This is a genomic window from Salipiger mangrovisoli, assembly GCF_015223355.1.
Classification (GTDB): domain Bacteria; phylum Pseudomonadota; class Alphaproteobacteria; order Rhodobacterales; family Rhodobacteraceae; genus Salipiger; species Salipiger mangrovisoli.
Genome location: NZ_JADFFK010000009.1, coordinates 72213 through 91909, shown reverse-complemented (window position 1 = coordinate 91909; position 19697 = coordinate 72213). Strand labels below are relative to the sequence as shown.

General features: G+C 67.0%; 19 protein-coding genes. 4 read left to right on the top strand and 15 right to left on the bottom strand.

All coding sequences use genetic code 11. The features are described from left to right. Positions 1 to 15: 15 nt before the first annotated feature. From IQ782_RS13425 to IQ782_RS13415, 3 genes are all read right to left on the bottom strand, one after another. Entirely contained in the window at positions 16 to 1209 is a 1194-nt protein-coding gene (locus tag IQ782_RS13425; RefSeq protein WP_194135156.1) for a UbiH/UbiF family hydroxylase, read from the bottom strand. 56 nt (positions 1210 to 1265) lie between these two features. Further along, complete coding sequence (locus tag IQ782_RS13420) at positions 1266 to 1481, bottom strand: hypothetical protein (RefSeq protein ID WP_194135155.1); 216 nt, start codon at positions 1479 to 1481, stop codon at positions 1266 to 1268. 109 nt (positions 1482 to 1590) lie between these two features. Continuing rightward, positions 1591 to 2235: a pyrimidine 5'-nucleotidase gene (locus IQ782_RS13415; protein WP_194135154.1), complete on the bottom strand. Its 645-nt coding sequence runs from the start codon at positions 2233 to 2235 to the stop codon at positions 1591 to 1593. Positions 2236 to 2381: 146 nt separating this feature from the next. On the opposite strand from IQ782_RS13415, the gene IQ782_RS13410 reads away from it, so the two are divergent. Next, positions 2382 to 3026, top strand: a complete 645-nt coding sequence (locus tag IQ782_RS13410; RefSeq protein WP_194135153.1) for a GntR family transcriptional regulator — start codon at positions 2382 to 2384, stop codon at positions 3024 to 3026. A 4-nt stretch (positions 3027 to 3030) separates the two neighbouring features. On the opposite strand, the gene IQ782_RS13405 is transcribed toward IQ782_RS13410, so the two are convergent. Next, positions 3031 to 4917: a glycosyltransferase family 2 protein gene (locus IQ782_RS13405; RefSeq protein ID WP_240989280.1), complete on the bottom strand. Its 1887-nt coding sequence runs from the start codon at positions 4915 to 4917 to the stop codon at positions 3031 to 3033. A 94-nt stretch (positions 4918 to 5011) separates the two neighbouring features. Then, complete coding sequence (gene carA, locus IQ782_RS13400) at positions 5012 to 6157, bottom strand: glutamine-hydrolyzing carbamoyl-phosphate synthase small subunit (protein WP_194135152.1); 1146 nt, start codon at positions 6155 to 6157, stop codon at positions 5012 to 5014. A gap of 195 nt (positions 6158 to 6352) precedes the next feature. Between carA and IQ782_RS13395 the strand changes: the two genes are divergently transcribed. Further along, positions 6353 to 6820 (top strand): GatB/YqeY domain-containing protein, encoded by a 468-nt coding sequence (locus IQ782_RS13395; protein ID WP_194135151.1) that lies wholly within the window; start codon positions 6353 to 6355, stop codon positions 6818 to 6820. A 77-nt stretch (positions 6821 to 6897) separates the two neighbouring features. Here the strand turns inward: IQ782_RS13395 and IQ782_RS13390 are convergent, their stop codons facing one another. From IQ782_RS13390 to gatC, 8 genes are all read right to left on the bottom strand, one after another. Then, positions 6898 to 7809 (bottom strand): hypothetical protein, encoded by a 912-nt coding sequence (locus IQ782_RS13390; RefSeq protein ID WP_194135150.1) that lies wholly within the window; start codon positions 7807 to 7809, stop codon positions 6898 to 6900. A 17-nt stretch (positions 7810 to 7826) separates the two neighbouring features. After that, positions 7827 to 8321: a DUF2244 domain-containing protein gene (locus tag IQ782_RS13385; protein ID WP_194135149.1), complete on the bottom strand. Its 495-nt coding sequence runs from the start codon at positions 8319 to 8321 to the stop codon at positions 7827 to 7829. Positions 8322 to 8368: 47 nt separating this feature from the next. Then, positions 8369 to 9118 (bottom strand): metallophosphoesterase family protein, encoded by a 750-nt coding sequence (locus tag IQ782_RS13380; protein WP_194135148.1) that lies wholly within the window; start codon positions 9116 to 9118, stop codon positions 8369 to 8371. Between the two features lie 93 nt (positions 9119 to 9211). Continuing rightward, on the bottom strand, positions 9212 to 10885 hold the full coding sequence (gene ctaD, locus IQ782_RS13375) for a cytochrome c oxidase subunit I (protein ID WP_194135147.1): 1674 nt from the start codon (positions 10883 to 10885) through the stop codon (positions 9212 to 9214). Between the two features lie 461 nt (positions 10886 to 11346). Next, complete coding sequence (locus tag IQ782_RS13370; protein WP_476707522.1) at positions 11347 to 12006, bottom strand: N-acetylmuramoyl-L-alanine amidase; 660 nt, start codon at positions 12004 to 12006, stop codon at positions 11347 to 11349. Positions 12007 to 12014: 8 nt separating this feature from the next. Further along, positions 12015 to 12698, bottom strand: a complete 684-nt coding sequence (locus IQ782_RS13365; protein ID WP_194135146.1) for a hypothetical protein — start codon at positions 12696 to 12698, stop codon at positions 12015 to 12017. 44 nt (positions 12699 to 12742) lie between these two features. After that, the gene (gene gatA, locus IQ782_RS13360) at positions 12743 to 14230 is read right to left on the bottom strand and encodes an Asp-tRNA(Asn)/Glu-tRNA(Gln) amidotransferase subunit GatA (RefSeq protein ID WP_194135145.1); all 1488 of its coding nucleotides are present in this window, start codon (positions 14228 to 14230) and stop codon (positions 12743 to 12745) included. Beyond that, positions 14227 to 14514, bottom strand: coding sequence for an Asp-tRNA(Asn)/Glu-tRNA(Gln) amidotransferase subunit GatC (gene gatC, locus IQ782_RS13355; protein WP_194135144.1), 288 nt, complete (start codon positions 14512 to 14514; stop codon positions 14227 to 14229). The genes gatA and gatC overlap by 4 nt, the downstream gene beginning before the upstream one ends. Before the next feature lie 213 nt (positions 14515 to 14727). On the opposite strand from gatC, the gene IQ782_RS13350 reads away from it, so the two are divergent. Then, positions 14728 to 15309, top strand: a complete 582-nt coding sequence (locus IQ782_RS13350; RefSeq protein WP_194135143.1) for a hypothetical protein — start codon at positions 14728 to 14730, stop codon at positions 15307 to 15309. Between the two features lie 3 nt (positions 15310 to 15312). On the opposite strand, the gene IQ782_RS13345 is transcribed toward IQ782_RS13350, so the two are convergent. Both IQ782_RS13345 and IQ782_RS13340 read right to left on the bottom strand, forming a co-directional pair. Further along, positions 15313 to 16716, bottom strand: coding sequence for a helix-turn-helix domain-containing protein (locus IQ782_RS13345; RefSeq protein ID WP_194135142.1), 1404 nt, complete (start codon positions 16714 to 16716; stop codon positions 15313 to 15315). A gap of 40 nt (positions 16717 to 16756) precedes the next feature. Continuing rightward, a complete protein-coding gene (locus IQ782_RS13340; RefSeq protein WP_194135141.1) occupies positions 16757 to 17986 on the bottom strand; it encodes a multidrug effflux MFS transporter in 1230 nt (409 codons plus the stop codon). Positions 17987 to 18161: 175 nt separating this feature from the next. On the opposite strand from IQ782_RS13340, the gene IQ782_RS13335 reads away from it, so the two are divergent. Then, entirely contained in the window at positions 18162 to 19694 is a 1533-nt protein-coding gene (locus IQ782_RS13335) for an acyl-CoA carboxylase subunit beta (protein ID WP_194135140.1), read from the top strand. Positions 19695 to 19697: the final 3 nt, after the last annotated feature.

The window sequence follows — 19697 nt, the reverse complement described above, 5'->3', positions numbered from 1 at the left end:
GCTAGCCCTTAGCTCTTAGCCCTTGGCACCAAGCCCCAACTGCATCAGCGTCTTGCGCACGGATTTCACCTCGTAAAGCGCGTCCAGTGCCGTGGCGCGGGCGTCGCGCAGCAGCGGGTTCGACAGCATCGAGGCGCGGTTCAGCGCGGTGATCCCGGCGACGCGGGCGCGGATGTCGGGCATCCGCTTGCGGCCATAGGCATCGAGCATGGTCGGCTCGCCAAGCGTTTCTGGACGGGCCGCCGCCAGGTCGTGCAGCACCTTCATGTCGGCCAGCGACATGTTCAGCCCCTGCGCGCCGATCGGCGGCACCACATGCGCCGCCTCGGCCACCAGCGCCAGGCGCTGACCGGTCAGGCTCTCGGCGTGCTGCGCGATGATCGGCCAGATGGTGCGGCGCGAGGCCAGCTTGAGCGGCCCGAATAGGTGGCAGGACCGTTCGGACATGGCCGCCTCGAAGGCCGCGTCGTCCAGCGCCATCAGCGCCTCGGCCTTCGGCCCTTCTTCCATCCACACGACCGCCGAGGACGGCTGGCCTTCGAAATCGGGCAGCGGCACAAGCGTGAACGGCCCGCCGGTGCGGTGAACTTCCGTCGAGACGTTGCCATGCGGGATCGGGTGGGTGGTGGCAAAGGCCAGCGCCTTCTGACCGAAGCGGGTGGTCTTCACGCCGATCCCTGCCGCCTCGCGCATCGGCGAGTTGCGCCCGTCGGCGGCGATCACCAGCCGGGTGCGGATGCGGCGGCCGTCGCTCAGCGTGACGCGGGCCTCGGCCTCGCGGGTGAAAAGCGCAGTGGTCGCGGTGCCGGGCAGGAAGGTGACGCTGTCCATTTCGTGCAGATGCGCGGACAGCTCGCGCCGCAGCAGCCAATTCGGAAGGTTCCACCCGAAAGGCAGCTCGGAGATCTCGGCGCTGTCGAAATCCTTGACGACGCGCGGCTCGGGCAGCTCGCCGCCGGCATCGACGATGCGCATCACCTGCAACGGCATGGCGTGCGGGGCGAGGCGCTGCCAGAGGCTCGCCTCGGCGAGGAAGGCCTGCGCGGGTTGCAGGAAGGCGGTGCTGCGCAGATCGGCACCCTGCGCCTCGCGCTCGGTCACCGGCGGCGCCGGATCGACGCAGAGCACGGAGAAGCCGGCGTTGCCGAAGGCGGCGGCCGCGGTGAGCCCGGCGATGCCGCCGCCCGAGATGAGAATGTCGTAGTCCATGACCGCTCTCCTTTGCGCCCCTATCTAGGGCAGGCGGGCGGCCATGACCATGCGGCTTACTTGCCGACGGTGATCCACAGGATCATGAAGTAGCACACCGGCACCAACGCCAGCGCGGTCATCGACAGGCCGGCAAGGCCGAAGGCGACGGTGTTGACCACCGCGATACCCAGCAGCAGCGCGGCCACGAGAAACAGCACGGCCTCGCCACTGATCTTGCGGCTGGCGGGGGCGTGGGCGTCCTGAACGGTGGTGATGTCGGCAGCGGTCATCGGAATCTCCTGTCTGGGGTCGGGCAGGAGATAGGCAGGGAGCTTGCGCGCTCCCATGGCGAAAAGTGTCGCAGCCCCCGCGCCGCGGTGGTGAGGGGGCCGGACCGGCTCAGGAGAGCCGCGCGAGGAATTCGGTCAGGTCATCGGTATGATGCTGGATATGTTCACCTTCCGCGCGCTCGGGGGCCACGTGCACGGTGCGCATCCCCATGGCGTGGGGTGCGGCAAGATTACGCGGATCGTCCTCGAACATCGCGGCGCTGGCTGCGTCGGTGCCCGAGAGGGCGAAGACGGTCTCGAAGGCCAGCGGCTCGGGCTTGGGGCGGTAGTTCGCGTGCTCGACGCCGTAGATCGCGTCAAAGGCCGCCGCAAGCCCGCGTGCCTCGAGCACCCGCGCCGCATAGGGCGCGCTGCCGTTGGTGTAGACGATCTTGCGCCCCGGCAGGTTGGCGATCAGTTCGGCAAGACGCGGATCGGGCTCCAGCGCGTCGAAGGAGATGTCGTGCACCTCTGTCAGATAGGCCTCGGGGTCGAGCTGGTGGTTGGCCATAAGCCCGGCCAGCGTGGTGCCGTGATCCATCCACCAACGCTTGCGCAGCACGTTGGCCTCGGCCTGCCCGGTGCCCGTGACGCGCATGACGACGTCGGTCATCTTGCGTTCGATCTGGTCGAAGAGCCGCGCGGCGGGCGGATAGAGCGTGTTGTCGAGGTCGAAGACCCAGTGGCGCACGTGGGAGAAATGCTGCTTTACCATGGCTGCAACCTACGCGCGGGCGGGGCGGGCGGCAATGGGTGGCAGGGCCGCGCGGACGCAGCCAGGGACCTGCGACGATGCAGGGCGTTGATCAAGGGGCCATGCTACCGCTATCTTGCTGCATCACTTACGAAGGACCGCCCAAGATGAGCCAGATCCGGACGCCGAACAAGGACGCTTATACGCTGATCCTCGAGGCCATCGACCAGGGTGTCTATCGCCCCGGTGACCGGCTGGTGGAGAGCGAGCTGGCCGAACGATTCGGCGTGTCGCGCACGCCGATCCGCGAGGCGCTGCAGCGGCTCGAGACGCAGTCGCTGCTGGCGCGCGACGGGCGCTCGCTGATCGTTGCCTCTCTCGATCACAACCAGATGGCGGAACTTTACGTCGTGCGCACCGAGCTCGAGGGCCTGGCGGCGCGGCTGGCGGCGCGCCATGCCACCGAGGAAGAGGTGAAGGTGCTGCGCGACATGATCGAGGAAGATCGCGCGCTGCTCAATGATCCCGCCGCGCTGGCGCGGGCCAACCGACGCTTCCACCGGATGATCCAGCTCGCCTCGCACAACCGCTACCTCGTGCAGCAGCTCGACCTCGTGCACCGCTCGATGGCGCTGATGGCCACGACCTCGCTGGCCGCCGAGGGGCGCGGGGCCAATGCGCTGGTTGAACATGCCGCCATCGTCGACGCCATCGCCCGGCGCGACGAGGAGGCCGCCGACAAGGCGCTGCGCGAGCATATTTCGGTTGCCTTCGTCACCCGGCTCAAGCTCGACAGCCGCAAGACGGCCTGATCCGCTAACGCCTGTCGGTTGGCAGATCGGCCCCCACGTGGTCGGGGGCCGATCTGCCATGCGCGGTCTTGTCCCAGTAGAACGGCCGGTGCAGCATCTCCCACAGCGCCTTGTAGAGCGCGATCGTGCCCAGCGGGAAATAGAGAAACAGCGTCGGGACCCAGGGAAGCAGCCGAGGGTGCGGGCTGCGCAGCACGCCGCCTAACCCGACCAGGATAGAGACCGACTCGGCGCCGAGCAGCAGCGCGATCGTGATCCCCAGCAATGGGGCCGTCTCGGACCCGGCCAGCGGATGCGGAAGGCCCAGCAGGATGAGCCAGAACGACCAGAGCAGCGGCGCCAGCAGGAATTGCAGCAATCCGGTCAGAAAGATCACCTGCACGCCGAAAAAGCGCCAGGCACCGAGATCGCGGAACAGCCGGCGCGGCTGGCGCATGTGGACGATCCAGGTGATCAGGTACCCCTTGAGCCAGCGCGAACGCTGGCGGATCCAGGGCCAGGGGTGGCAGTTGGCCTCTTCGCGGGTGACCAGAGGCAGCAGCGCGGTGCGGTAGCCGAAGCGTGCCAGCCGCAGTCCGAGGTCGGCATCCTCGGTGACGTTGAAAGCATCCCAGCCGCCGACCCGGTCGAGCGCCTCGCGCCGAAAGAACACCGTGGTGCCGCCGAGCGGGACGGCAAATCCGAGGCGCGCGAAGCCGGGCAGCAGGATGCGGAACCAGGCCGCGTATTCGATGGTGAAGCAGCGCGACATCCAGTTGGCCTGCGGGTTGTAGAAATCGAGGATGCCCTGCACGCAGGCCTCGTTGGGCGGCGCCCGGCCGAAATGCGCGGCCGTCCGGCGCAGCTGATCGGGGGCGGGACTGTCCTCGGCGTCGTAGATGCCGATGATCTCGCCACGCGCAAAATTGAGGGCATAGTTGAGCGCGCGCGGCTTGGTGGTCACCTTTCCGGGGGGCACCTCGACGACGCGCACCCAGGGCGGCAGGTCGGCGTCTTGCAGCGCGGCGCGGGTGATCGCGTCCCCGGCCTCGAGCACCAGCAGCGCCTCGAGCTGGGACCGCGGATAGTCGAGCCGGTGGAGCCTTTCGACGAGCTTCGCCGCGATCTCCTCCTCGCGGTGCAGCGGGATCAGCAGCGAGACGGGTGGCGTGTCCTGCCCGCCGCGCGGGCCGGGCGGCAGCGGTGGAAGCCCTGCGATGAAGGCCGCAAGCTTGGCGATCTGGCCAATCGCCAGGTTGGCCGCGGTCAGCGCCAGCGCCGCCGAGAAAAGCAGGACAGGCCAGCTGAAGAGCAGGGCTGCAAAGAGCAGCGCGCAAAGTGCAAGCGCGCCCGCCCGTCGCCGCGTCAGTCGGTTGAGGTCGCGACAGCTGAAGGCGTCAGGCAGATCGCTTTCTGCCGCCGCCGCCAGACCCGCCCCGTGACGTTCGGCGATTTCCTCGAAGATGTCGTTTTCGGTCGCGAGCGCCAGGATGACATCTGTTTCGGCGGGTGGAAGCAGAGCTCGGACCCGTGCACTTTCCTCGGGATGCGCCATCGCCAGGACCAGCGCGCCGTCGCGCCGCATCCAGGGAAGCGCGCCGTGCCGCAGGCAGATGTGCGGCGGCAGCAGAGGGGCCAGCCGTGGGTCGGGTGGTGTTGTCTGCCGTGACAGTGCCGAGGCACCGTGATGCCGCGCCAGGGCATCGCGGAGCTGCTCGGGAGAAACCAGCCCTTCGGCGCGGAGCAGCCGCGACAACGAGCTGCCCTCGTGGCGGCTGCGGGCCAGCGTCTCGAGCGCCTGCACCGCATCCAGCGCGCCCTGGTCCATGAGCAGGGCACCGAGCGGTCGGCCGCGAGCAACTGGCCCGCCGGCGCGCCGGCGGGTCTGGAAGGTTGGGGGCAAGCCTTGCATGACAAGCTCCTGAACTCTCGAATGCGGAGAGTTCAGGGCAAGTCGGTAAATCGAATGTTAAATTGTGGCCTTCCGCGAAACAAATCGCGGAAAATCACATGTTGTTCACGAAGCGTTCGAACAGATAGAAGCTGTCCTGCGGGCCCGGGCTGGCTTCGGGGTGGTGCTGCACCGAGAACACTGGCCGGTCCGTCATGCGAATCCCGCAGTTCGAGCCGTCGAAGAGACTCACGTGGCTCTCGACCACGCCGGCGGGCAGGGTCTGGCCGTCGACCGCGAAACCGTGGTTCATCGAGGTGATCTCGACCTTGCCGGTCTCGAGTTCCTTGACCGGGTGGTTCGCGCCGTGGTGGCCGTGGTTCATCTTGATGGTCTTGGCGCCAAGCGCCAGCGCCAGCATCTGGTGGCCGAGGCAGATGCCGAAGATCGGCAGGTCGGTTTCGTCGAGGATGCCCTTGATCATCGGCACGGCATAGGCGCCGGTCGCGGCGGGGTCGCCGGGGCCGTTCGACAGGAAGACGCCGTCGGGCGCATGCGCCAGCACGTCCTCTTTCGTGGCGGTTGCGGGCAGGACGGTCACCTCGCAGCCAGCCGAGGCGAGGCAACGCAGGATGTTGCGCTTCGCGCCGTAGTCGATGGCCACCACTTTCTTGCGCGGTGCGGTCTGGGCTTGGTAGCCCTCGGGCCAAGCCCACCGCATCTCGTCCCAGCGGTAGCTCTGCGCGCAGGTCACGTCCTTGGCCAGGTCGAGCCCGGTCAGGCCGGGGAAGGCACGGGCGGAGGCGACCAGCGCCTCGACGTCGAACACGCCGTCCGGGTTGTGTGCCAGCGCCACGTGCGGCGCGCCCTGCTGGCGGATCGCACGGGTCAGGCGGCGGGTGTCGATGCCGCCGATCGCGATGCGGCCGCGGGCGGCGAGCCACTCGGAGAGTTCCTGCACCGCGCGCCAGCTCGACGCCTGCGTCGGCATCCATTTCACCACCATGCCCGCGGCGACGGGATCGCCGGTCTCGTCATCCTCCGGGTTCACGCCGGTGTTGCCGATGTGCGGGAAGGTGAAGGTGACGATCTGCCCGGCGTAGGACGGATCGGTCATGATCTCCTGGTAGCCGGACATCGAGGTGTTGAAGCAGAGTTCGGCCTGGGCCTGTCCGGTCGCGCCGAACCCCTGTCCGTAAAACAGCGTCCCATCGGCGAGCGCGAGGCAGGCGGTGGGCTTTTGGGGGGTGGCGAGCGACATGGCGCGACTCCTGTACGATCTGGGCGGGAAGCAAATCGCGCCATGCCTAAGGGAAGCGGCTGGAAGGGTCAAGCGCTGATTTCCCATAATAAAATCAACGAAATCAGCAACTTATGTGGCGGCACGGCGGGATTGCGCCCTTTGGCGGCTTTCTGTAGTGTCAGGCTTTGGAAACGTCAGGGGATATCCATTCCGATGGAATTGCGCGAACGCATCACGGCCGCCACCAAACAGGCCATGAAAGACAAGGCCTCCGAGCGGCTCTCGACGCTGCGGCTGATCACCGCCGCGGTGAAGGATCGCGACATTGCCGCCCGCGCCGAAGGCAATGACAACGGGGTCGAGGATGCGGAACTTCTGTCGATCCTCGCCAAGATGGTGAAGCAGCGCCGCGAGAGTGCGCGCACCTACGAAGAGGGCGGGCGTCTCGATCTGGCCGAGGCGGAGCTGGCCGAGATCCCGGTGATCGAGGAGTTCCTGCCCAAGCCGCTCAGCGACGAGGACGTCGCGAAAGCGGTGGATGCGGCCGTCAAGGAAGTGGGCGCCAGCTCGATCCGCGACATGGGTCGGGTGATGGGCGTGCTGAAGACGCGCTATCAGGGCCGCATGGATTTCGGCGCCGTCGGCCCGATGGTCAAGGACCGGCTCGCCGCGGCGGGCTGATCACGGCGCAGCAAGTTCCTTCGAAGGAACTTGCAACTCTCTTCGAAGAGAGTTGGTCCGAGCTCGGAAGCAGAACATCAGGGGGCGGGGAAGTCCTGCGCCACCTGTGACAATTCCTCCGGGTCGGTGATCCGGAAGCGTTGCACGAAGCGGGTCTTGAACCCGACGCGCCCGCGCCGGGCACCGAAGTTTTCCCCGTGATTGAGCACATAGAGCACGGCGGGTTTGCGGAACGGCACCGGTGCCCGCCCGGCGAGCGCCGCGAGGTAGGGAAACATCCGGTGCTCGTGCTGGGTCATCGCGCGCAGGAAGGTCCCGCTCTGCGGCAGGGCGGGATCATGGTGCAGCGCGATGCAGGAGCCGCAGAGCTTCCAGAACGGCTTGCGCAGCGGCATCGCGGCCGTCGGCGCTCCGGCCAGCGCGACATCGCCGGTCGCGTGGTCCATCACGTATCCCTGCTCGACCAGATAACCCGCCTCCTGCCGCGCCAGCATCTCGGCGACCGTGCCGTCGCGCAGCAGGTCGTCGGCGTCGAAGCTCATCACATAGGCCGGGACGGTGGCGATCTTGCCAAGGTGGTCGCAGAGCGCCGCCAGCTTGCGCCACTTGTCGTTGCCGGGCGTGGGGTCATCGAAGGGCAGCCAGTGGACGCGCGCGTCGTCCGCCAGCACGTCTGGAAGCGCCGGGCGCTGCTGGCAGCAGATCACCGCCTGCCAGGCGCCCTGCTGGCGCCGGAAGCTCTCGAGCGTCTGGGCCAGCCGGGCGATCACCGCCTGCCAGTCTCCGACGTGATGCGGACCGACCAGCGGAATGAGGAAGATCACCTCCTCGGCGCGTCGGCGCGTCTTTTCCCTCGACGCACTGCGCAGCGCCAGTGCGGCGGCTTCCGAGGCGACCGGCGAAAGCTTCTTGGCCAGCGCCGGGCTCAATGCAGCGGCGAGGCGCAGCGCGCGGCGCTTCATCTTCGGGGTGGCGGGAACCTGGGCCATGGGTACCTTTCGCGCGGTCAGGGCCGCGCAAGGAGCCGCAGCCGGTCGGAAAGCTCGTGATAGAGCGTCTTGCGCTCCTCTTCGCTCAGAAAGGCACCGATCTCAACCTCGCGTCCGCTGCCTTTGAGCGTGACATAGTAAGGCACAGGGCCGCCCGCCTCGTGCATCTGGGCGGTGACCCAGTAGGTGTTGCACTGCCAGTCCTGCGCCGGAGCGCGCGGGTTCTGCCGCAGCAGATGCGTGGTCTCGGGCGAGAGCGTCAGCACCTCGACGATTTGCCGGTCCCTCTCGTTGCGGCGCAGCGCGTACCAGATGCCCCAGAGCGCGGCCAGCATGAAGGGCAGCAGCGCCCAGAGCAGATGCGTGCCGAGCAGCGCGTAGAAGGGAATCAGCGCCATGAAGAAGAAGATCGCGATGAAGGTGACGAACCCCCTGGCCGAGAGCGATTGATGCGGCCAGAGCGTCAGCTCGCCGCCGCTGTCATCCGGAGGGCTCTTCCACCTGTACGGCATGGGCGGACTGTAGCATCGGCGGGCGCTCTGTCGACCGGATTTGCCGGTCAGCCGGCGATCCAGCCCGTCTCCAGCGCGTCGCCCCAGTCGTCGCGGCCGTGACGGCGGGCGAGGGCAACCATGCGCGTGGCATCGTAGGGGATGTGGTGATGGCTGACCCGCCAGGCGGAGCCCTGCCGCTCGAAGACGGCGTAGCAGGCTGCCGGGGTGCCGGTCTCGATCACATGCGGCACCGGCTGGGTGTCGGTGTAGCCGGGGCAGCCGACGCTGCCGGGGTTCACGATGGTCTGGCCGCGCCAGCAGACGATGCGGGGCAGGTGGGTGTGACCGCAGAGCACCAGCCCCTGCGCCACGCCATCGAGATGCGCCGCGACATGGGCCGCGCCGGAAGGGTGCACGGTGCCATGGCGGTCCACGTCATGCAGCCAGTAGCGTTCGTCCGTGCCGGGCGTGGCGTGACAGAGGAAGGCGCCTTCCAGTTCCAGCGTCATCGGCAGCGACCGCAGCCAGTCCAGCGCCTCGGCGGGAAGCTGGTCATGCGCCACGCGATCCGAGGCGCCCATCTCTCCGGGAGCCTGGGTGACCAGGTAGCGGTCGTGGTTGCCACGCACCGTGGGCATGGGCCGGGCTCGCAGGATCTGCCAGGTCTCCTCCGCCGCCAGCGGGCCACTGAACATGTCGCCGAGGTTGACCACCGTGCCGATGCCCGCGTCGTCGATACGCGCGAGCACCGCCGTCAGCGCATCGGCATTGCCGTGGATGTCGGCGATTGCGGCGAAACGGTCGGGAAGGCTCATGGCGGAGGTCTCCTTGCAGGGCCCCCAAAAGAGAACCGGCCCCAAGGGTTTCCCCGGGGCCGGTGCTTGTCAATCTCTGGAAGCGTCAGGCGCTCAATGCGCGTGGTGCTTGTCCCAGTCCTCGCGCTTCGGCAGCTGCTCGAAGGTGTGCTCGGGCGGCGGCGACGGCAGGGTCCATTCCAGCGTGTCCGCGTATTCGTTCCACGGGTTCGCGGCGGTGCAGGCGGCGCCTTTGCGCAGCGAGTGCCACATGATCCAGAAGAAGAACAGGAACGAGGCGAAGGAGATGATCGCGCCCCAGCTCGACACGTGGTTCCACAGGGCGAAGGCCTCGGGATAGTCGATGTAGCGGCGCGGCATGCCCTGGCGGCCCAGGAAGTGCTGCGGGAAGAAGGTCAGGTTCGCACCGATGAACATGACGTAGAAGTGCAGCTTGCCGGCCCACTCGGGGTACATCTTGCCGGTCATCTTGGGGAAGTAGAAGTAGATCCCCGCGAAGATCGCGAACACGGCGCCCAGCGACATCACGTAGTGGAAGTGTGCGACCACGTAGTAGGTGTCGTGGTAGGCGCGGTCGACGCCTGCCTGGCTCAGCACCACGCCGGTCACGCCGCCCATGGTGAAGAGGATCAGGAAGCCGATCGCCCAGAGCATCGGCGTCTTGAACTCGATCGAGCCGCCCCACATCGTGGCGATCCAGCTGAACACCTTCACGCCGGTCGGCACGGCGATGACCATCGTCGCCAGCATGAAGTAGCTCTGCTGGGTCAGCGACATGCCCACGGTGTACATGTGGTGCGCCCAGACGACGAAGCCGAGCGCGCCGATCGCGATGATCGCCCAGACCATCGGCAGGTAGCCGAACACCGGCTTGCGCGAGAAGGTCGCGATGACGTGGCTGATGATGCCGAAGCCGGGCAGGATCACGATGTACACTTCCGGGTGGCCGAAGAACCACAGGATGTGCTGGTAGAGGATCGGATCGCCGCCGCCTGCCGGGTTGAAGAAGGTCGTCCCGAAGTTGCGGTCGGTCAGCAGCATGGTGATCGCGCCGGCCAGAACGGGCAGCGACAGCAGGATCAGCCAGGAGGTGACGAAGATCGACCACGAGAACAGCGGCACCTTGAACAGGGTCATGCCGGGGGCACGCATGTTCAGGAAGGTGGTGATCATGTTGATCGCGCCGAGGATCGAGCTGGCGCCCGAGACGTGCACCGCGAAGATCGCGAGGTCGGTCGACAGGCCGGATTCGCTGGTCGAGAGCGGCGGGTAGAGCACCCAGCCGATGCCCGAGCCGAGCTGGCCGTTGCCGCCAGGCGCGAAGACCGAGCAGACCGCCAGCGTCGAGCCGGTCACGTAAAGCCAGTAGCTGAGGTTGTTCATCCGCGGGAAGGCCATGTCCGGCGCGCCGATCTGCAACGGCATGAAGTAGTTGCCGAAGCCGCCGAACAGGGCCGGGATGACCACGAAGAACATCATGAGGATCCCGTGGCCGGTGATCATCACGTTCCACAGATGCCCGTTGGGGGTACAATTCTCGACCGAAGTCGGGAAGAGGCGCGCGCCCTCCATGCACATGTACTGAACGCCGGGGCTCATGAGCTCCAGGCGCATGTAGACGGTGAAGGCCACGGAGATGAGGCCCACGAACGCAGCAGTGATCAGGTAGAGAATCCCGATATCTTTGTGGTTCGTCGACATGAACCAACGGGTGAAGAACCCGCGGTCGTCCTCGTGCTCGTGGCCGTGAATGGCTGCATCTGCCATTGCGTGCCTCCTGTTGGTCTTTATTAGGTACGTCCCTCGCAGGGGCGCGCATACTCCTCCACGCCCCTCGTCTGACAATCCTTTTAGTTGCCGACCAACGACCGGGCAATCATCTCCTTTGATCTAGATCAAAATTAATTGTCGCACCCCCCCCTTGCCATCCTTGCGCCGGTTTAAGCAGTGGCAAGGGCTTGCAGTCGGGTCGGGTATTCCTGACCTGCGCGGCGGGCACCAAGGCGCTATCTTGTGGATGTGCCGTTCTCCTCCTGCCGGGGTGTTCCCGTCCCTGACACCCCGATCCCCGGTCGGACCTGTGTCTTGCGCTCTGGATCACCGCCGGAACGGCACGGCGTGCCCGGTCCCCAGCTTGGCAACGCCATCCGCCCCTGCTCAGGCGCGCCGCCTCCCTGCGCGCAGCAGGGGCGGCTTTTCCAAGCTGTGTTTGAAAGGCGATCGGTCGGTCAGGCGGCGGGCCAGCGCGCCGCGAGCCCTGCCATCATCGCGCGATCCGCGTCGCAGAGCGGGCCGTCGGCGCCGGGCCGGAAGCGGTCGCGGAAGGATTTCAGCAGTGCCGCCTGTTGCTCGGGCGCGCAGCGGTAGCCGAAGCGCCGCGCGTCGTCGTGGAAATCTCCGGGCGCTGCGGGATCGGCGCTTACCGCCAGACCTTTCGACACCAGCCTTGCCCAGTCGAACAGGGGGCCGGGATCGATCTTGCGTCCGGGTGCCATGCAGGCATGGCCAATGACCCGTTCCGGTGGAATCGACCAGCGTGCAAGAATGCCCGAGAGCAACAGCTCGAGCGCGGCCATCTGCGGCTCCGGGAAGGGTTCGTCGCCGGTATTGGCGATCTCGATGCCGATCGAGCGGGAATTGACCTCTTCGACCGAGCCCCAGGCGCCGAGACCGGCGTGCCAGGCGCGCATCTCTTCGGTCACCAGCTGCCAGCAGGTGCCGTCATAGCCCAGCACGTAATGCGCCGAGACCCCCGAGTCGGGGTTGCACAGCCAGTCGCGCGCCGCTTCGGCGGTCTTCATGGCCGTGTAGTGCAGCACAACGAGATCGGGCCGCGCGCCAAGGCGTCGCGGCCCGAAATTGTCGGACGGGTGCCAGATCGGGGTCAAGGCCCGGATCAGTAGCCACGCACCGCGCGGAACGGCGCGGGATCCCAGCTGCAGGCAAAGCCGTCGCCATCGGGATCAAGCCCGTTGCGGTCCTTTTCGGGGCCGCCGCCAGCGAGGAAGGCTTCCTGCGCGCGGTCGCTGGTCTCGTACTTGGAGCAGTTGCGCATGCCCTTTTCCGCCGAGGCAAAAGCCGAACGGCTGTAGAGCGGCGTGCCGACCGGGTTGTTGGTCTGCAACGCGTAGGCCACGATGTTCGGCGCGTCGGAATCCGGGCGTGCAGGCAGGTCGGTCGGGGCGACGACCTCGTATTGCGCGCGGTTCTGCTGGATCAGCGTCTTGTCGTCCTCGATCGTGCGCTCGGCCGAGACCGCGTCAAAGCTGTTCTCTTCCGACAGGCCGGCGGAATCGCTCACCGACTGCGGTGCCGGGGTGCCGGCCGTGGTGGGCAGCGGCGCACCTGCGGGCGCATCCAGCACCGAAGTCGCTGCGGCAACCGCCGGATCCCCGCTGCTGCCCGCCGGGGGAAGCTGCGAGGCCGTCACGGCCGGGCTGTTTTCCAGGATCACGTCGCGTTGCGCGCGCTCGGCCTGGTAGCTGCCGTAATCGTTGAAGCCGGCCCCGCTGTCGGGGATCGGGGTGGTACAGGCGGCGAGGGCCAGCAAGGCCGCGCCACCAAGGAGAATGCGTGTCATTTCCGCTGCCCTAGTCATTCGTTGACGCCTTTTTTAAAGGGCCTTTACCACCATTTCGCCGGCTTCGCCACAAAACCTGCGGCTTGTTCCAGCGCATAGGCAGTGTTCAGCAGATCGCCTTCCTCCCACGGACGACCGATCAGCTGAAGACCGAGCGGCAGGCCCCTGGAGTCGAGCCCGGTCGGGACCGCAACGCCCGGAAGCCCGGCAAGGTTCAACGTCACGGTGAAGACATCCTGCAGATACATCTGCACCGGGTCCGCGGTTTTCATCTCGCCGATGCCGAAGGCAGAGGAGGGCGTCGCGGGCGCGAGGATCGCATCGACCCCGGCGGCGAAGGCATCCTCGAAGTCCTTCTTGATCAGCGTGCGGACCTTGCGGGCGCGGTTGTAATAGGCGTCGTAGAAGCCCGCCGACAGCACGTAGGTGCCGACCATGATGCGGCGCTGCACCTCGAGGCCGAAGCCCTCGGCGCGGGTCTTCTCGTACATGTCGTTGATGCCTTCGCCCTGCGCCAGCTTGGCGCGGTGGCCGTAGCGCACCCCGTCATAGCGGGCGAGGTTCGACGAGGCTTCCGCCGGGGCGATCACGTAGTAGGCCGGCAGCGCGTACTTGGTGTGCGGCAGCGAGATCTCGACGATCTTCGCGCCGGCATCCGCCAGCATCTTCGCGCCCTCGTCCCAGAGCTTCGAGATCTCCTCGGGCATGCCGTCGACGCGATATTCCTTGGGAATGCCGATGGTCTTGCCGCGGATGTCGCCGGTCAGCATCGCCTCGAAGTCGGGCACGGGCAGGTCGGCCGAGGTCGAATCCTTGGGGTCGTGGCCGCACATCGCCTGCAGCATGATCGCCGCGTCGCGCACGTCCTTGGTCATCGGGCCGGCCTGATCGAGCGAGCTGGCATAGGCGACGATGCCCCAGCGCGAGCAGCGCCCGTAGGTCGGCTTGATGCCGGTGATGCCGGTGAAGGCCGCGGGCTGGCGGATCGAGCCGCCGGTGTCGGTGCCGGTGGCCGCAAGGCAGAGGTCCGCCGCAACCGCCGAGGCCGAACCGCCCGACGAGCCGCCGGGGGTCAGCTGGGTGTCGTCGCCGGTGCGCTTCCACGGGTTCACCGCGGGGCCGTAGCAGGTGTTCTCGTTCGACGAGCCCATGGCGAACTCGTCCATGTTGAGCTTGCCCAGCATGACCGCGCCGGCGCCGAAGAGCTGGCTGGTGACGGTCGACTCGTACTCGGGGGTGAACCCCTCGAGGATCGCCGAGGCCGCCTGCGAAGGCACGCCCTTGGTGCAGAAGAGATCCTTCACGCCGATCGGCAGGCCGCACATGGCGGGGGCATCACCGGCCTTGATCCGGGCGTCGGCGGCCTTGGCCTGCTCCAGCGCGATCTCGGGGGTCTTGTGCACGAAGGCACCGAGCGCGTCCGCGCCCTCGATTGCCTTCAGGCAGGCTTCGGTCAGCTCCACCGAGGTCACGTGGCCCTTGCGCAGCGCGTCGCGGGCCTCGGCCAACTTCATCTTGGTCAGCTCGGTCATTCCACCACCTTCGGCACGGCAAAGAAGCCCTCGCGGGCATCGGGGGCGTTGGCGAGGATCTTGTCCTGCATGTTGCCGTCGGTCACGCCGTCGGCGCGGCGCTTGAGGCGCATCGGGGTCACCGAGACCATCGGCTCGACGCCCTCCACGTCCACCTCGTTCAGCTGCTCGATGAAATCGAGGATATTGCTGAATTCCTGTGCCAGCGCCGGGAGCGCCTCGTCTTCCACGCGGATGCGTGCCAGCTTGGCGACACGCGCCGCCGTCTGAATGTCGATCGACATGGGTTCCCCCTGTCCGTGAATGTCCGTCAAAGTCCCGTTGCCTTTACCCCCCCGTGCATCGCCCCGCAAGGCGCAGAGAGGGGAAGGGTGCGCGGCGGAGCGGCGGAACCGGCCCGGATTCGCGGCAAAGTCGCCCGGCGCCGCTCGACAGCTCTCCTCCGTCGCGCTAGGTCAGGCAAAGTTCCATTTCCCAGCAACAAGACCTCCCGAGCCGTGCCAAAGTTCCTCTCCCGACTCTCCGTGCTGCCGCTGCTGCTGGCCGCATCGCTCCTTTCGGCCTGCGCCAGCGTCCGCGACCCTCATGTGCCCGCGCCGCCGCCGTCCGAATATGCCGCGCTGGCGCAGTCGATCCAGGCGCTCGGCCCACATGTAGACCCCGAGGAAGCGCAGCGCATGGCGCGGATCTCGATCGACTACCCGCGCGAGCTTGCTCTGGCGTGGAACGTCACCGACCCGGCCTATATCCACAACATCAAGGTCAACAACGGCACCCGCCCGCGCGGCCTGTGCTACCAATGGGCCGATGACCTGCAGGCGCGGCTCGAGCAGGAGAATTTCCGCACCCTCGACCTGCACCGCGGCATCGCCAACGCGATGAAGACCTTCCGCATCGAGCACAGCTCGGTGATCGTCAGCCAGAGCGGCGGCACGATGAAAGAGGGCATCGTGCTCGACCCCTGGCGTTTCGGTGGCGAACTTTACTGGGGCCCAGTGGTCGATGACCACAAGTACCCCTGGGTCGAGCGGCAGGAGGTCTTTGCCACCAAGCGCGCGCTGCGGCTGCAGGAGGGCTGAGGCCTACTCTAGCGAATAGGGCAGGATGTCCCGGCGCTCGGGGTGGATGGAGATCCGCTTCTCGAGCGGCGGGACGGAGCGCTGGTGGCAATCGGTGCGCTCGCAGATCCGGCAGGAGATGCCGATCGGCTCGAAGGCCCGGTCGCGCCCGAGGTCCAGCCCGTCGGCATAGACCAGCGCCCCCGCGTGTTTCACCTCGCACCCCAGCGCAATGGCAAAGCGGCGGACCGGCGCGCCGAAGCGGCCTGCGGGCTTGGTGACATCCCGCGCCAGCAGCACGTAACGCACACCGTCCGGCGTCTCGGCCAGTTGCCTCAGGAACTGGTTCGGCGTCTCGAAGGCCTGGTGCACGTTCCACAGCGGGCAGGCGCCGCCAAAGCGGGCGAATTGCAGGCGCGTCGCGGAATGGCGCTTGGTGATCGTTCCGGCCTGATCGACGCGGGCAAAGAAGAAGGGGATGCCCTTCGCCCCCGGCCTTTGTAACGTCGAGAGCCGGTGTGCCACCTGCTCGACCGAGGCGCCGAAGCGCGCCGCCAGCAGCTCGAGGTCATGCCGGGTCTCCTGCGCCGCCTCGAGCAGGCGCATGTAGGGCATCATCACCGCCCCGGCGAAGTAGTTTGCCAGTCCGAGCTTGGCGATGGCGCGGGCGGTGTCGGACTGGAAGCGGGCCAGGTCGAGCGTCGCCTCCAGCAGTTTCTCCTGCCGCAGCAGCGCCACCTGGATCAGCATCTGGAAGGTCAGCGTCTCGGGCTGCGCCAGCGAGGACATGGTCAGCACCCGGCGCTCGGCGTCGTAGCTGCGCAGCGGGGCGGATTGCGAGAATTCCACAGTGATGCCGCGCTCGCGCAGGTGGGCGATCACCGCGGCGCGCAGGTCGGCGCCGCCCTGTCCGAGCCCGTGGGCGTAATGCTCGGCGGCGCGGTCCACGGCGTCGATGTAGTTGTCGCAATAGTGGAAGAAGTCGCGCACCTCCTCCCACGGTGAGGGCTGCATCTGCGTGCCCTCCCGTCCCAGCGCCTCGTCGAGCGAGGCCAGCCGCTCGTGGGTCTGCCGGTAGGCACGGTGCAGTTCCAGGAAGGCGCGGGCGAGGGCGGGGGCATTCGAGGCGGTGAGCCGCAGGTCCGCAAGCGGCGGCGCGTGCTCGCCGAACACCGGATCGGCCAGAGCCTCGCGCATGTCCGAGATCAGCCGCTCGGAATCGCCCTGTCCCAGTTCGGTGACGTCGAAGCCGAACTCCTGCGCCAGCGCCAGAACCACCGTGGTCGAGACCGGGCGGTTGTTGTTTTCCATCTGGTTCAGATAGGGCAGCGACACGCCGAGCTTGCCCGCGAAATCCTTCTGCGTCAGCCCCAGCCGGCCGCGCAGGTCGCGCAGCTTCGCGCCCGCGTAGAGTTTGCGTGTCGCCATGTTTGCACCTTTGCTCCCGCCTGGGAGTAGCTTTGCAAACTCACTCGGCGGCGTCCAGCCCCCCGAGGCGCCGCTCGCGGCGGATCACCAGCAGGATCGAGATCACCGCGCCGACGGCGGTGGCCAGCATGAGCCAGAGCAGCGGCCAGGCGCCGGTACCGGGTTTCAGCAGCGCGCCGGCCAGCGCCGAGAGCGCCGCGCCGCCGCCGATCATGATGGCCCCGCCAAGTCCCGAGGCGGTGCCCGCGAGATGCGGACGCACCGACAGGGTGCCCGCCGTGGCATTGGGGATGGTCATGCCGTTGCCAAGACCGACGAAGCACATGAAGCCGAAGAAGATCAGCGCCGAGCCGCCGGTGAGGGCAAAGGTGATCAGCGCCGCCGAGAGCCCGCAGGAGAGGATCAGCGAGCCCCAGAGGATCATGCGGTTGAGCCCGACCCGCGCCGAGAACTTCCCCGAGATCCAGTTGCCGAGGAAGTAGCCGACCGCCGGCGCCCCGAAGTGCACGCCCAGCGAGGCGGGGCTCAGGCCGAAGACCTCGGAGCCGACGAAGGGTGCGCCGCCGAGGTAGGAGAAAAAGGCGCCCGAAGAAAGCGCGCAGGCCATGGCATAGCCCCAGAAACGCGGGCTTTTGAGCAACTCGGGGTACTCGCGGAACTGCGCGGCCAGCGACAGGCTGCTGGCGGTCGAGGTCTCGCCCAGGTCGCGCCAGCTCAGCCAGAGGACCGCGCCGCCGAGCGCGAAGAGCATCCAGAAGATCGCCTTCCAGCCCAGCACTTCGCCGAGCGCGCCGCCGATCACCGGGCCGACCATCGGCACCACCGCGACGCCCATGGTGACATAGGCGATCATCGAGGCGGCCTCGTCCTGGCCGACCATGTCGCGCACCACGGCGCGGCTCAGCACCATGGCGGTGACGATCACCGCCTGGCACATGCGGAACAGCAGGAAGACCCAGACATCGGTGGCGAAGATGCAGCCCAGAGTGGCCAGCATGAACAGCGCGACACCCCAGAGAATCACCGGCCTGCGGCCCAGCTTGTCCGAGATCGGCCCGATCAGGATCTGCAGCGCGGCGTTGACCCCGAGGTAGATCGCCACCGAAAGCTGCATCAGCCTGTATTCGGTGTCGAAATACGCCGTCATCTGCGGCAGCGATGGCAGAAATACGTTCATCGCCAGCGCCGAAAGCCCGGCAAGCAGGACAAGCGTGACAAGATGCGGTGGGGTCGAGGGGTCGAGAAAGCGCCCGCGCGATGATCTATTCATGGTGTTTCCGTATGTCGGGACGTCTTCAAAGTCCACGCGTATCACCTGCGTGAAACGATATTTGCGGATTTGCTATTTGCTAATGAAGGTGTTTTCAGAGTTTGCAAATTTGCCGAATTTGACTTGAGCGGAAGGGCCTCCACTGTATGGTCCGGGCAAACGGAGAGGACTGGCCATGAAAGACATTCTTCACGAACTGGAGGCGCGTCGCGCCGATGCGCGTCTTGGCGGTGGTCAGAAGCGGATCGACGCCCAGCACGCCAAGGGCAAGCTGACCGCGCGCGAACGCATCGAGCTGCTGCTCGACGAGGGCAGTTTCGAAGAATACGACATGTTCGTCTCGCACCGTTGCATCGATTTCGGCATGGAAAGCAACCGTCCCAGCGGCGACGGGGTGATCACCGGTTGGGGCACGATCAACGGCCGCATGGTCTATGTGTTCAGCCAGGATTTCACCGTGCTCGGTGGCTCGGTCTCGGCCACCCACGCGATGAAGATCTGCAAGATCATGGACATGGCAATGCAGAACGGCGCGCCGGTGATCGGCCTCAACGACTCCGGCGGTGCGCGCATCCAGGAAGGCGTCGACAGCCTTGCGGGCTATGCCGAGATCTTCCAGCGCAACATCATGGCCTCGGGGGTGATCCCGCAGATTTCCGTCATCATGGGCCCCTGCGCCGGCGGCGCGGTCTACTCGCCCGCGATGACCGATTTCATCTTCATGGTGAAGGACACCTCCTACATGTTCGTCACCGGCCCCGACGTGGTGAAGACGGTGACCAACGAGGTGGTGACCGCCGAGGAACTTGGCGGCGCGACCACCCACACCCGCAAGTCCTCGGTCGCCGACGGCGCCTTCGAGAATGACGTCGAGGCGCTGGCCGAGGTGCGCCGCCTCGTCGACTTCCTGCCGCTCAACAACCGCGAGAAGCCGCCGGTGCGGCCGTTCTTCGACACGGTGGAGCGGGTGGAAGGCTCGCTCGACACGATCATCCCCGAGAATGCGAACCAGCCCTACGACATGAAGGAGCTGATCGTGAAGGTCGCCGACGAGGGCGATTTCTACGAAATCCAGGAAGAGCACGCGAAGAACATCATCACCGGCTTCATCCGCCTCGAGGGGCAGACGGTGGGCGTGGTGGCGAACCAGCCGATGGTGCTCGCGGGCTGCCTCGACATCGACAGCTCGAAGAAGGCGGCGCGGTTCGTGCGCTTCTGCGACTGTTTCGAGATCCCGATCCTGACCTTCGTCGACGTGCCGGGCTTCCTGCCCGGGACCTCGCAGGAGTACGGCGGCGTCATCAAGCACGGTGCCAAGCTGCTCTTCGCCTTCGGCGAGGCGACGGTGCCGAAGGTCACGGTGATCACCCGCAAGGCCTATGGCGGTGCTTACGACGTGATGAGCTCGAAGCACCTGCGCGGCGATGTGAACTACGCCTGGCCCACCGCCGAGATCGCGGTGATGGGCGCCAAGGGCGCGACCGAGATCATCCACCGCGCCGATCTTGGCGATGCGGAAAGGATCGCGCAGCACACCCAGGATTACGAGGATCGCTTCGCCAATCCCTTCGTGGCCGCCGAGCGGGGCTTCATCGACGAGGTGATCCAGCCGCGCTCGACCCGTCGCCGGGTCAGCCGGGCCTTTGCGATGCTGCGGAACAAGAGCCTCAGCAATCCTTGGAAGAAGCACGACAACATCCCGCTCTGACCC

Bases quoted from the DNA above. Each gene is read 5' to 3' on its own strand.
- IQ782_RS13425 (WP_194135156.1), bottom strand. From the start codon at position 1,209: ATGGACTACGACATTCTCATCTCGGGCGGCGGCATCGCCGGGCTCACC.
- IQ782_RS13420 (WP_194135155.1), bottom strand. From the start codon at position 1,481: ATGACCGCTGCCGACATCACCACCGTTCAGGACGCCCACGCCCCCGCC.
- IQ782_RS13415 (WP_194135154.1), bottom strand. From the start codon at position 2,235: ATGGTAAAGCAGCATTTCTCCCACGTGCGCCACTGGGTCTTCGACCTC.
- IQ782_RS13410 (WP_194135153.1), top strand. From the start codon at position 2,382: ATGAGCCAGATCCGGACGCCGAACAAGGACGCTTATACGCTGATCCTC.
- IQ782_RS13405 (WP_240989280.1), bottom strand. From the start codon at position 4,917: ATGCAAGGCTTGCCCCCAACCTTCCAGACCCGCCGGCGCGCCGGCGGG.
- carA (WP_194135152.1), bottom strand. From the start codon at position 6,157: ATGTCGCTCGCCACCCCCCAAAAGCCCACCGCCTGCCTCGCGCTCGCC.
- IQ782_RS13395 (WP_194135151.1), top strand. From the start codon at position 6,353: ATGGAATTGCGCGAACGCATCACGGCCGCCACCAAACAGGCCATGAAA.
- IQ782_RS13390 (WP_194135150.1), bottom strand. From the start codon at position 7,809: ATGGCCCAGGTTCCCGCCACCCCGAAGATGAAGCGCCGCGCGCTGCGC.
- IQ782_RS13385 (WP_194135149.1), bottom strand. From the start codon at position 8,321: ATGCCGTACAGGTGGAAGAGCCCTCCGGATGACAGCGGCGGCGAGCTG.
- IQ782_RS13380 (WP_194135148.1), bottom strand. From the start codon at position 9,118: ATGAGCCTTCCCGACCGTTTCGCCGCAATCGCCGACATCCACGGCAAT.
- ctaD (WP_194135147.1), bottom strand. From the start codon at position 10,885: ATGGCAGATGCAGCCATTCACGGCCACGAGCACGAGGACGACCGCGGG.
- IQ782_RS13365 (WP_194135146.1), bottom strand. From the start codon at position 12,698: ATGACACGCATTCTCCTTGGTGGCGCGGCCTTGCTGGCCCTCGCCGCC.
- gatA (WP_194135145.1), bottom strand. From the start codon at position 14,230: ATGACCGAGCTGACCAAGATGAAGTTGGCCGAGGCCCGCGACGCGCTG.
- gatC (WP_194135144.1), bottom strand. From the start codon at position 14,514: ATGTCGATCGACATTCAGACGGCGGCGCGTGTCGCCAAGCTGGCACGC.
- IQ782_RS13345 (WP_194135142.1), bottom strand. From the start codon at position 16,716: ATGGCGACACGCAAACTCTACGCGGGCGCGAAGCTGCGCGACCTGCGC.
- IQ782_RS13340 (WP_194135141.1), bottom strand. From the start codon at position 17,986: ATGAATAGATCATCGCGCGGGCGCTTTCTCGACCCCTCGACCCCACCG.
- IQ782_RS13335 (WP_194135140.1), top strand. From the start codon at position 18,162: ATGAAAGACATTCTTCACGAACTGGAGGCGCGTCGCGCCGATGCGCGT.